We start from the raw sequence: 14,764 nt of genomic DNA, 5'->3' as shown, positions 1-14,764 counted from the left end.
TATAGAAAGATGAAAATACAACTAAAATATATATTCCTGATACTGCTGCTGGGCACCATGTTTTCCTGCACGGATTACCTGGATAAAGAATCAGATACAGAATTAACCATGGATATGGTTTTCACCGACAAAGACAGAATGGAAAGTATGCTGGCTTATGTGTATTCCGGTATACCCGACCCAACCTGGGGTTCTTTAAACCGAACCGGATGGGGCGTAATGGGCGACGACTGGACACCTTCTGAACGTTGGCAACAATGGGGATGGGATGCCATTCCAAAAATTACCGGTAACTGGAACACCGCAACCCCATGGGCTGGTGGTTACTGGGGAGATCTACCGAAACGCATTCGTACAGCAAATATTTTGCGTGCCAATGTTGTGCCAATTGAAGGAACTACAATCACCGCGCAGGAAGTTGAATACATTCAGGCCGAATGTCGTTTTTTACAGGCTTACTACTATAGTTTGTTTGTAAACTGTTATGGTGTTTGCCCTTTTCAGCCCGATTATATTGCACCTACCAATGGTTCGACAGAAGAGCTACTTACCGGCCCCGTTCCATACGATGAAATAATTGAATGGTGCGACAATGAAATGTTGGAAGCATCCAAAATTTTACCAGCAAGCTATACACAGGCAATAAAATATGGCCGCGTTACTTCAGTAATGTGTTTGGCGGCACGTGCCCGCATGCTACTTTTTGCAGCGTCTCCGTTGGTAAACGGCAACCCTGATTATGCCAACTTTACAGATACTGAAGGAACTCCGCTTTTCAACAGCTCATACGATCAAAACAAATGGACAAAAGCGCTGGAGGCACACCGATTGCTGATTCAGGAAGCTGAAGCGGCAGGCCATGAGTTGTACAAAATGTACAACGACGATGGCAGTATCGATGCATTTGCATCAACAGCCTGGGTGCATGCCCGTACTTATGCCGATGGTAATAAAGAAATACTATTTGCTCGTCCGCAAAACCAAACGGAATTCGACAGACACATTTCTCCATACGGAGCAGGAGGTAACGGAGGTTTGGGTATGACTCAATCTGTAGTTGACGCTTTCTTTATGGATAATGGCCTTTCGCCAATTTTGGGCTATGAGAACGGAGATAAAACCAAGCCTATCATCAACCCGGAATCGGGTTATACTGAAAGTGGATTTTCAACAAACGATGATGTAAGAAATACCGATAACTGGAACTGGTACGACGGCCAAGAAAAAGTGGCGGCAAAAGCAGGAACTTTCAACATGTATGTAAACCGCGAACCACGTTTCTACAATGCCATTCTTTGGAACGAACGTTATTACATCTGGGACCGTCGGAATGTTGATTTTTACCAATACGGAAAAGACAACAATTACACCCACGATGCACCTCAGAACGGGTATTTAGGATTAAAAAGAAAACATCCCAACTCCGATTCTAAAAATGGTTCATGGCAATATCGTCCGGGCATCGTTTACCGCCTTGCTGAAGCCTACCTTAGCTATTGCGAAATACTTAACGAGGTAAGCCCGGGAAACCAGGAAATTCTTACTTACCTGAACCTGATTCGCGAGAGAGCCGGTATTCCTCAATATGCAACTTCTCAACAAGATGGTTATATCGCAGTAAATCTGACTGACCAGGACGAAATGCGTGAACTTATCCGCCGCGAACGCCGTGTTGAACTATGCGGTGAAGGTGTTCGTTACGACGATCTGAGACGCTGGAAAGAAGCGGAAGATGTGCTGGATGGAGATTTCTATGGTATGAATTTCTCAGGTACCGATAAATCGGATGACCCGTCAAATCCAAAAGCGTTCTTCGTGCGTACGCAATACCAGAAAAGGGTATATCAGAAAAAATATTACTGGTTCCCGATTTACCAGGATGAGATTGACAAAAATCCAAACCTGGTACAATCACCTTACTGGACAGAATCTGAATAATTGGGAAAACTACTTTAACAAATTTGAAACAGATGAAAAAAATAAATATACTATTCGTAATCTTCGCAATGGGCATGCTACTTTTTAGCAGTTGCGATGAAGAGTACGATGTAAAAATTGAGATAGACACCGTTGAAGACGGCATGCACCTGACTCCCAGCGTTGAGGAGATTACCTTATCACAGGATTTAATGAATGAACCCGCCATTACATTCAGCTGGGATCCGGCACAGGAACGCGCAAACAATGGTACGATAACCTACTATTTTAAACTGGGACTACCCGGACTTACCAACGCCATCGATAAAATTGAATTAGATGCAGGCGTTTCGGAATACAGTATCTCGCATTTCGATTTAAATACAATGCTGTACGGACTTGGAGTAAACTACGGAAGCAGCACCGAGATTGAAGCCGAAATAATTGCCTCATCAGAAGGAGATTATTTTGTAAAACCTGAAATCTCAACCACAAAGGTATTGGTAACCACTTTCGAGATCGAACCGGTAAATCTGTACCTGGTTGGTTCTGCTAACCCAAAAGGATCGGAAATCAGTGATGGCATTAAGCTAACTGAAATTATCGAAGGCAGAGATATTGGTAATAAATATCAATGGGAAGGGAATTTACAAATTGGAACCTTTAAGTTCGTTAATTCCCTGGTTGAGGATAAAGGCTCATGGAGTATGGGAGCAAGTTCTACCGAGTTAGTGCAGAATTCAACGAACAGTAGTTCTGATATGGAATTTACCGTGACCAAGTCTGGTTTGTACTCGATTATTTTAAACAAAAACGACAAAGAGATCATTTTTGGATATAAAGGATTTAGCCATGTTTGGGCCGTAGGTACCGGAATTGGTGTTGCATGGAATATGCCATCTTCAACCGAGTTTAGCTGGGATCCAAGAAATCCAAGCATTTTCACTCTTGAGTGTAATATGCAGGCCAACAATGATTTCAAACTGCCGTACAATGATCAAAGTGCAGGTTGGGGATGTCCGTTCCTTCGCCCTATAGTTGCCAACGCAAATATATGGGAAGATAATCGTATTCAGGCAACGCCTGCCGGTTATGGTGATGATTTAAAATGGTGGGTTACCGAAGAACAAGCTGGCCCCGCTATTGTAACAATCGATGCACTGAACGAAACAATTACACTCGAAAAGCAATAGGTAAAATCTATTATTCTCTTGCTTCAAGTAAGCAGGAAACATTCATATAAGTTAAATATCGAAGGAAGTACTTTTAGTACTTCTTTCGATTTATTTATACCTAACAAACCTATAACCTAAGATTTCATGAAACCTCAGCAATTACTATTTTCAATAGCAATTCTTTTTTGGCTGTCCATATTTTCTAACGAAGTAAAAGGTATCACTACCGGCACACCTTCAATTACCGGTGCAGTAGATAACACTCAAAATTATCCTCTCCAAACTGCCAACCCGGATATTGATAGTGAGAATAGCTCATCCAGCGCAATTAGCTCCGGAAGTATTTATAAAATCACCTCAAAGGCATCGGGCAAAGTACTTGATGTACTTAATTCAGAGCTGTCTGATAACGCCAATGTGTGTATTTGGACGGATACGGATTCTGATGCGCAGAGATGGCGGTTAACTTCTGTCAGCGACAATCAATTCACCCTTACCAACGTAGCAAGTGGTAAATTACTTCACATAGCCGGAACTACCCCGGCGAACCAGCTAAACATCGATCAATATAAAAATACAAATGATGCTACCGTTTTGTGGCAGATTGCTGAAAATACAGATGGCACTTTTTCGATAAAATGCGAATCGGATTCAGATTTTGCGCTGTCTGTTGCGGGAACAGAAACCATCGATGGCTCAAATGTTGAGTTAAGCGAATCAGCCGGAGGAGATAGAGAAAGCTGGATTTTTGAGGAACAAGACGCCAGAGAGGCAGCGCCAACACCTGAAATTGCAGATAAGATTTTTGCTGCGTGGAAAGAAAAATATTACGACGCACGAACAGGCGATGAAATAATTCCCGATGAAGGTTATTGGGGAGTAGCTGAAATGATGGAAATAGTTATTGATGCCTATGAAGTGACCGGAAACCTAAAATATGCAACCATGTTTAGCGAGATGTATAATCAGGTTCTTACTAAATATGGCCACGACTGGATGTGGAATGACTTTAACGACGACATTACCTGGATGGTTTTAGCCTGTGTGCGGGCAGGAATAATTTTAAATAACCAAACCTACATAAACAAAGCAAAAGACCAGTTCGATAAAATGTATGAACGTGCCATTCATGCCAACGGTAGCTGGCTGACATGGAAAATGGGCGTACCCGGAACCAATTCGTGTATAAATGGTCCGTCAATGGTTGCATGCTGCTATTTAGCGCAAGCAACAAACAACAATGATTATTATACAAAGGCGATTAAATTATATGATTGGTCGAAAAACAACCTGCTTGTAACCGAAACAGGGGAAGTGTACGACAGCTATAATTCCAATGGCGACGGTGCTACAAATTACTGGAGCTCTACTTACAATCAGGGAACTTACCTTGGAGCGTCGGTCATGCTTTACAATTACACAAAAGACCCAACTTACCTAAAAATTGCCGATCGGATAGCCCGATATACAGAAGAAAACATGTTTCGTTCAAGCGTAATGTGGTACGAAGAAGGCCCTGACTTAGACGGTTTTAAAGGAATTTTAATGCGTTATGCCCGTAAATATGTGGTTGACTGTAATCGTCCAAATTTCATTCCGTGGCTACAATTAAATGCGAAGGTGGCTTATAACAACAGGAACTCTGAAAATATTATCTCTACAATATGGAGTAAAAGAGCCGAAGAAACGGTGGAATATCGGGGTTTTAATGCTTCTACAGCTGTATCATTAATGATAAATTGTCCTTATAAAACGACAACGGTTAAAGATGCTTATTCAAAAATTGAGTCGGAGGATTTTGATTACCTCAAAGGTGTTATGGTTGTTCAACCTACACCTGATGATGAGACGTCTAACTTAGGAGGAATTCAGAACGAGTATCATACAGCTTATTACAATGTTGATTTCGGAACCACCGGAGCAGTAGCTGCTGAGTTCAGAATTTCAAGCCTTGTTTCAGGAAATCATATTGAAATAAGGTTAGGCGCGCCAAACGGAGAGTTGATAGGGACTGCCACAACTGACAATACCGGTAATTGGTCAACTTATACAACAATTACTTGTCCTGTTGAGAATGTGAAAGGCCTGCAAAACATTTACCTGGTATATAAAGGAACGGGATACATTTGCAACATTAATAATTTCAAATTTATTGAAGCTGAATCACCTACTTCTGACACAAACGGATTGATTGGTCAATACTTTGACGGAATGAACTTTGAAACACAGCTGCTCGAACGAATTGATCCGAATGTGAACTTTAATTGGGAAGAGCTATATCCTGCAGCAGAGGTACCTGCCGATTATTTTTCAGTGCGATGGACCGGAAAAATAGAACCGCTGTATTCGGGCGAATATACTTTTTACATCACATCAGATAATGGTCGCAGGGTTTGGATAAACAATGAGTTAATTATTGACAAGTGGCTAAATGACTACGATGTTACCTACTCTGGCAAGATAACTCTTAACGCCGGTGAACGCTACGATATTAAGGTAGAGTTTTTTGATGATATTGGAGGAGCAAATGTTGTTCTCGAATGGGAAAGTTCTCAGCAGCAAAGAGAAGTAGTTCCAAGCTCTCAACTGTTTTTACATGCTAAAAACACGGTAACATCCATTCCTGAATTAATCGAACAGGCTGAAGATGATATTCTGGTGTTTCCGAATCCAGCAACTTCTTTCATTAAAATCAAACCAAACAATCAACAGGTCATTAGAACTACAATTATTGATGTAAAAGGTCAGACGATTTACAGCAACAACACAAAATATGATGATCAATTGACAATTGATGTAGCCAACTTACCAAATGGCCTGTACCTTATCTCTTTTGTTACTAAAACAAATAGCAGAATCGTAAGAAAATTCATAAAATAAACCGCTTATACATATAGACTTTATAAACATTCCAGGTGCTCTTTCTTCTGCTTTTAATTAAGCTGAAATAAAAGGTTTCTGCGAATCAACTAAATTTTAAAATTATGAGATACTATCTTTTTGCAATCCCCCTGATATTCCTTTTTCTCACAGCGTGTTCAAACGGAAACGATTTGAATATTGATGATGAACCCACAGATGAGAATAAAAACACAACCTACAATAATCCGGTTATTCCCTCAAGTTTACCCGATCCCACAATTATAAAGGCCGCAGATGGTTATTTTTATTTGTACGCTACCGAAGACATTCGCAATACACCTATTCTTCGTTCTGAAGATTTGCTCAACTGGAAAGTTTTAGGAACTGCCTTCACCAATGAAACCCGCCCAACCTGGGAACCTAATGGTGGAATTTGGGCACCTGACATTAATTATATCAACGGAAAGTATGTTTTGTATTATTCAATGTCGGTTTGGGGAGGCGGAAATACCTGTGGTATAGGTGTTGCAACGGCAACAAAACCGGAAGGGCCGTTTACTGATAACGGGAAGTTATTCCGAAGCAATGAGATCGGAGTACATAATTCTATCGATCCTTTTTACATTGAAGATGCCGGTAAAAAATATTTATTCTGGGGAAGTTTTTTTGGAATTTATGCCTTAGAACTTAACGATGACGGACTGAGTATGAAACCTGCAACAACCAGAAAGGTTGCAGGCACTGCCTTTGAAGCATGCTACATTCATAAAAAAGGAAATTATTACTACATGTTTGCCTCTGTTGGTTCATGCTGCGAAGGTGCCAACAGCAGCTACAGAACCGTTGTGGGGCGTTCGGAGAATTTATTTGGCCCCTATGTAAATAAAGCAGGAAAAACAATGTTGGATAATGAATACGAAGTTCTTATTCAGGGCAACAGCAAGTTTGTTGGAACGGGCCACAATTCGGAAATCATCTCAGACGATGCCGGAAACGACTGGATACTTTACCACTCGTACATAAGAAGTACCCCGGATAAAGGTCGTGTAGTGTTGATGGACCAGGTACATTGGGTTAACGGATGGCCGGAGGTAACAGGACAATCTCCTTCTACACAAAATTCAGTACCGGTTTTTGAATAAACATTTCTATTATCAGATTGCTAGTCTATCAAAAAAAAAGGAGTTTAACGTTAAACGTTAAACTCCATAACAAATAAAAGACTATTCGCAAACTGAATTTGTCCCAAATCTATTTTTCGTCTAAAACCTTACATACTTTCTGGTTAATTTCACGAACCCGATTCTCATCCAGTTTAATCACTTTTCGGTCGTAAGTCATTAACCCGTTTACTTCGCCTTCTACATCAGTGGTTTGTGTGTATACTGCAGCAGAAAAACCAGTCTTTGCCATTTTGTACAACTCTTCAGCATACTCAATGTATTTATCGGTTACTTCTTTTGAGTTTTTAAACTGAACGTAACCCCAGTTGCGGTCAGTGGCCCATAAATGATCTTCAAGAGCCAGACCAATTCCACCATACTCGCCTAAAACGGTAGCACGGCTTCCATCATACAAATACATATCGGGTCCCGGATAATTGTGCAGGTCTAACATATCGCCAACACGGTAATGGTTTCCGCCACTTGCCGGATTTACCAAACGACTTTGATCATGGTTTTTGGTCCACTCAACAATCTCTTCGGTTTTAAATTGTCCCCAGGCTTCGTTAAACGGCACCCAGCAAACAATAGATGGATTAGACATGTGTTCGTCCATTATTTCCTGCCATTCTGTGCGGTAATTGGCTTCCGATTCAGGAGAACGTTTTAACTCGGTACCATCAAAATACTTTCGGTTTTGCCACTGCGGCGAGCGGTCGCCGTTTGGCATATCCTGCCATACTAAAATCCCCATTTCATCGCAATGCGTATACCAGCGTGCCGGTTCTACTTTTACGTGTTTACGGATCATGTTAAAACCAAAATCCTTGGTTTTTTGAATATCGTATTTCAATGCCTCATCAGTTGGAGCAGTGTACAAACCATCGGGCCACCAGCCCTGATCCAATGGGCCAAACTGGAAATAATCTTTGTTATTCAGTTGCAGGCGTACAATTCCGTTTTCATCGCGTTTACTTGAAACTTTGCGCATGGCTGTGTAGCTGTCAACCGCATCAACAGTTTTTCCATTGCTAATAAGTTTTACTTCCAGATCGTAAAGAAACGGTGATTCGGGGCTCCATAATTTTGCATTAGGAACGGCCAGCTCAACCGATTGTCCGGCAACTGCTTTTCCACTTGATACAACACTATTTCCGTCTTTCAGAATTACTTCGTAAACATCGCCAAAAGTTGTACCACAAACTGAGGCATCAACTTTTAAACTTGCGTTGTCGATATTTGGAATGGCAACAACATCGGTAATGTGTTTTTCGTTTACAGGCTCGAGCCAAACGGTTTGCCAGATTCCGGTAACCGGAGTGTACCAAATTCCGTGAGGATTGCCAATCTGTTTTCCGCGCGGCTGAAATCCTTTATCCGAAGGATCCCAAACTTTTACCACCAGGTTCTGCTCGCCAGACTTGGTTATGAATGGAGTTACATCAAACGAAAAGGCATCGTAACCACCTTTGTGCGAACCAATTTTTATGTCGTTAATCCACACCTCTGCCTTCCAGTCCACAGCACCAAAATGCAGCAGTACTTTCTTCCCTTTCCAGGCCGAAGGAACTGTAAATGTACGCTGGTACCACAATTCTTTTGTTTCGCCAACGGTTTTCTGGACACCCGACAAACTTGATTCAACTGCAAAAGGAACCAGAATTTCACCATCGAATTCAGCCGGCTGTGCCTGACCTGCATCGGTAATGGCATAATTCCACAAACCATTCAGGTTTTGCCAGTCGGCACGTTCCATAATGGGGCGCGGATATTCAGGCAACACATTATTTACATCGATTTTTTCGGCCCATGGGGTTTTAATTTTGTCGCCTGCCGGCTTCCATTGGGCAACACTCGTTAATGCGCTCAGCGCAAAAATCAGAACAATAAAACTTTGTTTCATTTTAAAATATTAGTTGGTTTAAAAAATTCATTTTAAATAGGGTCCGCTTTCATTCCAGCCGACCTCTGTTTTTGATATATACCAGGTTTCTCCCTGATCATTATTTCCCTGAAAAAACAAATACGTTCTGCCATCCTGGTCTTCAAAAATATGAGGATGCCCCGATTCACTGGAGTTCCATGTTCCGGGATCGCCATTGGTCTGGAAAGGTTTATTCGATAATTTTTCCCACTTCAATCCGTCACTGCTTTTTGCAACTCCAACTTGCTGAGGTTTGTTGTTGTAAGCTCCGGCATAAAACATATAAAGCCAATCGCCTTTCTGAATTACAGATGCACCTTCGGTACACAATCCTTCCCACGGAAATTCGGGAGCCAGTATTGGTTTGTCACACTTTTGTGTCCAGCTTTCACGTTTAAATCCACCGCTAAGCGGAGAAACTGCTACACCCATAATCTGAACTCGCATATCGGGATCGCGCGTGGCGAAATAGAGATAATACTGATTATTGAATGAATAAACTTCTGCATCGATGGCACGGCCACTGGTCCATTCTCCCTTTGGATGGAAAATCGGATTTGTCGTATTACGGACAAAATGAATACCATCAACAGACCAGGCATGACAAATTGCATCATTTCTCCAGTTGCCATAAGTCTGATAAAAAAGATGTACCGTATCGTTTACTACCAATGCACACGGAGCACATATACCTTTTGATTCCACGTCGCCAGAAGGTGGTACACTGCCAATTTTTTCCCAGTTAACGAGGTCAGTGCTTTCAGCTATTCCAATTTCCCAGCCCTGCATTCCATCATCTCCGCCATCTGAAGGTGGAGCACTTGTGTACATTAAATATCTTCCGTCAAAACGGATAACATGTGGATCTTTCGAAAAGGGTTTTCCCGAACGTGAAGTGTCTCCATAATACATTTCAGGCTGTGCTATTACAGCCAAAGTATTCAAGAGAATAATTACTGTAAACGGAATTTTGTATTTCATAGTAGTAGTTTTATTATTAATTCTACAGTACTTGGTAAAATCCTTTTTTACTATTATTTGCCGTATGCTTCAGTATGAATTCACCCAGGCAATATTTTCAGCTAAACTATCAGTCTTAAGAAAAGTATTTCGCTTTAATTAGTAACCGGGAATTCCGAAATCCTTAAAGTTGTGCAACCATAAGGAATCAATATGATTTCCTCCTCGTTTTCCTCAACAATCCGGTGCGGCCATGATGGAGAAGGTGTTTTGCCAGCCATATTACGATCCTCTGTCCAGATAGGCATACGCTTGCCTTTTGTTTTTACAATAATCGGCGCATTTTCCAGATTCCAGGGATTGTCAGCAATTTCGTTGTTAACTTCAGCCTCGAGCTTGTTTTCATCTATTTCGCTTTTTAGTAAAGCATAATTCCAGGGCGATTTTGGCAACACTTCCCAGAAAGTATCATCGTATTTATCGTTTGTTACTTCACGCCATTCCTCATCAATTTTCAGCGCGTAAACAAGAGGACCACGCTCAATTCCCAAGGACATTTCGTGCCAGTAACTATATCTGAAATCCATTCCTAAATTCAATTCAACTTTGTCGCCTGAGCTCCACTCGCGATCAAGAATTACAATTCCATTTTGCGGTTCTACTTGCTGAATAGAATTATTTACCTTCAAAGTGAATGTTTTGCACCACTCAGGAATTCGCAGATGAAACGGAAAGTTCACAGCACTTTCACAATCAATAGTAAATTGAATTTGCTCTTTAAACGGATAGCCGGTTTCTTCTTTTATTGTCACCAATTCGCCATTTGCAACTTTTGCGGTAACAGTAGTAGGGCCATAAACCAATGCCGCCAAACCATTATCTGCCGTTGCAAACCACGTGCTTTGTACAAACTTTGGCCATCCCTGGTGCATATTTGTCAAACAACACGGATATCCGGTGGTAGTGCCGAATACGTTTCTTCCATTTCGGTCGTCAAAGAAATTTCTTTCATCATCCGATACCTTTATCTGGTTAGCCTGCTGAAAATATTGTTTCCGCATATAATCATCGGTACTTTGGGTTGGCAGCACGTTGTAAGCTATTTTTTCCAGGTAGTCGGCATAATAAACATCGCCGGTTATTGGGATAATATTTTCGAAACAAAACATCATTTCAACAGCCGAACACAGCTCTGAACCTTGTGTTGGATCGTTTCCGTGCAAACGTTCATCTCCACCATACATACCGTTTACAAAACCATGTACATCTTTCAGTGATGCCAGTCCCTTCTTTACCGATTCCAGGTATTTTTCCTCGGGATGCTGCTGATAATAAACGATTGGCTCTTTTAATCCCTGCGCTACATTTACACAGTGTAAATCGGGTAATGGGTTCAGCTTCCGAATCATATCTCCGGCATACACATTTGTCCAGTCAAAAGTTTGTTCATGAATGATCTCTGCCAGTTCGAGCAAAAATTTGTCGCCGGTAATATTGTAAAGCCAGTAAACCACAGCAAGGTTGTCGCCTCCCCTGCGATTAGCCCAGTAAGTTACATAGCCCAACTCGTTTTCAGGAAGCATTTTTAGCTGGTACCTAAAGTAGTTGGTCATTAAAGTGATTACGCGCTCGTCGCCGGTTGCCGTGTAGTACTGCTGTAATACTTTCAGCATTACCATTTTAGGCCACCAGTCGTTACGCATGGTTTGCTGCGTACCGGGAATGGGCGTATACCCTTCGGGCAATGGTTTTGGCCCGAAATAGCCATCTTCCTGCTGGTTATTAATACTCCATTCAATCCATTTCTGGGCTTTCGCTTTTAATTCGTCATCATCTAAAAGATAAGCCAGTGGGACGAGTCCGTCAAGCCAGTATGGTCCGCGCTCCCAACCATCGCCGGTTCCTCCCAACCAGCCGTTATTATCGCCACACACCACTTCGTAAATACTATCCAGATGGCCGGTCAACCCATCTCGCTGGATCTTTAACATTTCATGCAAAAATCCTTCAGCTTTCACTGCTCCCAACGGAAGTGCCGTATAGGGTTGATTAACCAAAGGTACCTGGTTGGTAATATAATGGCTGTTTCGTTTCTCTTTTCCGAAAGATGAAAAAGCGATCAGAATCAGGCCAAGGCAAAGTAGTGGTAATTTTTTCATTGGTTTAAGTTCTGACTGTTTTAGGTTTTATTTTATAGGCCGTGCCTTCACTCCTTCGAAAGTAATTTTCACCGGTTTGATAAATCCCTCGTCATCAAAATACATGCGGTCGATACAGGTTTCGCGATGGTTGCCGTCGGTTTCACCCAGCGGTCTGCGATGATAAACGATGTAATATTCATCGGTTCCGGGAACATGGATTACCGAATGATGTCCGGCGCCTGTTGCTACTTCCGGATCCTGTTTCAGAATCTTTCCAACACGCTCAAATGGTCCGAATGGCGAGTCGGCAATAGCATAGGCCACACTGTAATCGGGGCCGGTCCAGCCACCTTCGCTCCACATAAAATAATACTTGCCGTTGCGGATAAACATAAACGGGCCTTCCACATACCCTTCGGGCGTAACTTCTTTAAAAGTTTCACCATCTTCAAAAGGAACAAAGCCAGTGAAATCGTCTTTTAGCTTAGCAATGTTACAATGACGCCAGCCACCATAAAACATATAATACTGGCCATCGTTATCGTGAAAAACAAACTGGTCGATGGGTTGTGCGCCGTTGTAAAATTTATCGATCAGCGGTTTACCGAGGTAATCTTTAAATGGTCCTCCCGGAGTATCGGCAACACCAATTCCAATTCCACCTTCTTCCTCATCGCTCTGAATATCGTTGGCTGCAAAAAACAGGAAATATTTTCCGTCTTTTTCAATAATGGCCGGTGCCCACATGGCACGCCACGCCCACTTTACTTCTGTAGTATCTATAATTCGCTCATGCTTTTCCCAGGTCACCAGGTCTTTTGATGAAAAAGCATCCATAAAAACCTGTTCGTTGTATGGTGCCGAATAAGTTGGGTAAATCCAGTATTCATCGCCGAATACAATTCCTTCAGGATCGGCATACCAACCTTCAAAAACCGGGTTATGATTGTTGCCTGTTCTTTTTTGAGCTGTACTGCTCAGAAACAATACTAAAAAACAGGAAATGAGTAATAAACTTGAAATTTTACGGATTGTCATCATATCAATTGTTAATAGTTGTATTTAATTTCTAATGTTGAAAAACGGAAAGCGCTTTTCTCGTTTCCACGGGTAACGAATCCAACTCGCGGAGCAAATCCCCATTGTGCCAGAAATGTTCCGTCAACCTGCTGTTCATTGTTTACCACAACAGGAAGCCAGTCTTCGCCATTTTCCGACCAGAAGAACTGAAAGTATCGCCCTGAAACAGCTTCGTACTTTAGGAACACTGATGCAGGATTATTCAATTTCTCCTCGGCAAGAATCTGTTCTTCGCCCTTGTTTATTTGATAAAGTACCAATTTTGATTTATCCACGGCCAGACTCAATACATGGCCCTGGTTGCCGTAGATGCCTATTCCGCTGAGCTCTTCTGCAGGAATAACTTCTGACATTAAACTGTAATTTCCGGTTTCAGGACGTAATCCCAAAAATGCAGCTCCGCTTTCCTGAGTGCTAATTACCAACTCGCCGGCCTCAATTTTCGAATCGAATTTCACCCCTTTTACATCCCACTCAAAGCCTGCTAAATTTTTATCGGTTGAAAAATCATCCGTATAAACAGAATCAACTTTTTGAATGGTGTTTTCAAACGGAACCGGAGCCTTTTCTGATGGTGTACCACCTTTAAAATAGGGCCAGCCGGTTTCCTCATTCCATAACATTTCATCCAGCATTACCTGCCTTCCAATAAATTCAAAATCGGTGGCATTATACGAATGATACATGTAGAAATACCTTCCGGCGGGTGTTTCGACCAAAGTTCCGTGACCGGTACAACGCCAGGTTTCTCCGCCATGCAAAATAGGCTCCGGAAATTGCTCCCAGCCTTCTCTCAAATTTTTGGAACGAGCCACCAGTACATGATAATCGCAACGGTTATCGCAACAACCTCCGGCCGAATTAAACAGGTAATAATACCCGTTTCGTTTGATTAAACATTGGCCTTCGTGTCCGGGGCCTTGCCAACCTTTTGACTGATCGGTGAGGGAAAAATGTTCACCGACTAAACTCAAACCGTCATCACTTAATTCCGACGCTAAAATCTGAATCTCGCGGTCAGGTGTTAGTCCGTAAGCTTTCCAGGTAATGTATAACTTTCCATCGTCATCTTTAAAAATAAAAGCATCGATGGCTTCGTCGCCCCATTCAATTATAATCCCCTGATCGGTAAATCCTTTGTGAATATCTTTTGTAGTTGCCACTCCGATACAGGCAATTCCGGTATCCTTTCTTTTGGTGGTGTAATACACGAAAAATGTGCCGTTGTTATAATAAAGTTCCGGTGCCCAGAAATCTTCCAACGCCCATGCAGGAGGCTCATTAAAAACGGCTCCTATACTTGTCCAGTTAATTAGATCGGTTGATTCGAACAAGGGATATACCGGAGCAAAATCGTTGGTGGTGCCAACGGCATAATACTTGTCTCCTACCCTAATAACCGACGGATCGGGCAAATCTCCCTTAATCACAGGGTTTTTATAATATACCGGCTCGTTTTCTTTTTGTACCGATGTACACGATGCCAGCATTAAAAATGCAGCCGCCAGTGTAACCAAATATTTTATCCTCATCCTGGAGTTA

At 41.9% G+C, this 14,764-nt stretch carries 9 protein-coding genes; 4 read left to right on the top strand and 5 right to left on the bottom strand.

Annotated features, from left to right (window positions below; all coding sequences use genetic code 11):
* Nucleotides 1-9: 9 nt before the first annotated feature.
* The 4 genes from LH29_RS07330 to LH29_RS07315 all read left to right on the top strand — a co-directional run bounded on the left by LH29_RS07330 (nucleotide 10) and on the right by LH29_RS07315 (nucleotide 7,096).
* Nucleotides 10-1,938 carry a RagB/SusD family nutrient uptake outer membrane protein gene (locus tag LH29_RS07330; protein ID WP_045027270.1) on the top strand — a complete coding sequence of 643 codons (1,929 nt, stop codon included), beginning with the start codon at nucleotides 10-12 and terminating at the stop codon, nucleotides 1,936-1,938.
* Nucleotides 1,939-1,970: 32 nt separating this feature from the next.
* Nucleotides 1,971-3,110: a SusE domain-containing protein gene (locus LH29_RS07325; RefSeq protein WP_045027268.1), complete on the top strand. Its 1,140-nt coding sequence runs from the start codon at nucleotides 1,971-1,973 to the stop codon at nucleotides 3,108-3,110.
* Between the two features lie 126 nt (nucleotides 3,111-3,236).
* Nucleotides 3,237-5,972, top strand: a complete 2,736-nt coding sequence (locus LH29_RS07320) for a glycoside hydrolase family 76 protein (protein WP_045027266.1) — start codon at nucleotides 3,237-3,239, stop codon at nucleotides 5,970-5,972.
* Nucleotides 5,973-6,076: 104 nt separating this feature from the next.
* On the top strand, nucleotides 6,077-7,096 hold the full coding sequence (locus tag LH29_RS07315; RefSeq protein ID WP_045027264.1) for a family 43 glycosylhydrolase: 1,020 nt from the start codon (nucleotides 6,077-6,079) through the stop codon (nucleotides 7,094-7,096).
* 109 nt (nucleotides 7,097-7,205) lie between these two features.
* Here the strand turns inward: LH29_RS07315 and LH29_RS07310 are convergent, their stop codons facing one another.
* From LH29_RS07310 to LH29_RS07290, 5 genes are all read right to left on the bottom strand, one after another.
* Complete coding sequence (locus tag LH29_RS07310; protein ID WP_045027261.1) at nucleotides 7,206-9,020, bottom strand: glycoside hydrolase family 2 protein; 1,815 nt, start codon at nucleotides 9,018-9,020, stop codon at nucleotides 7,206-7,208.
* A gap of 27 nt (nucleotides 9,021-9,047) precedes the next feature.
* Entirely contained in the window at nucleotides 9,048-10,022 is a 975-nt protein-coding gene (locus LH29_RS07305) for a glycoside hydrolase family 43 protein (protein WP_045027258.1), read from the bottom strand.
* Between the two features lie 134 nt (nucleotides 10,023-10,156).
* Complete coding sequence (locus LH29_RS07300; protein WP_045027256.1) at nucleotides 10,157-12,160, bottom strand: beta-L-arabinofuranosidase domain-containing protein; 2,004 nt, start codon at nucleotides 12,158-12,160, stop codon at nucleotides 10,157-10,159.
* A 27-nt stretch (nucleotides 12,161-12,187) separates the two neighbouring features.
* Nucleotides 12,188-13,183 carry a glycoside hydrolase family 43 protein gene (locus tag LH29_RS07295; protein ID WP_232302824.1) on the bottom strand — a complete coding sequence of 332 codons (996 nt, stop codon included), beginning with the start codon at nucleotides 13,181-13,183 and terminating at the stop codon, nucleotides 12,188-12,190.
* Between the two features lie 8 nt (nucleotides 13,184-13,191).
* Complete coding sequence (locus tag LH29_RS07290; protein WP_052670659.1) at nucleotides 13,192-14,754, bottom strand: family 43 glycosylhydrolase; 1,563 nt, start codon at nucleotides 14,752-14,754, stop codon at nucleotides 13,192-13,194.
* Nucleotides 14,755-14,764: the final 10 nt, after the last annotated feature.

Source organism: Draconibacterium sediminis, assembly GCF_000949475.1.
Classification (GTDB): Bacteria; Bacteroidota; Bacteroidia; order Bacteroidales; family Prolixibacteraceae; genus Draconibacterium; species Draconibacterium sediminis.
This window is presented reverse-complemented; position numbering and strand designations above follow the sequence as displayed.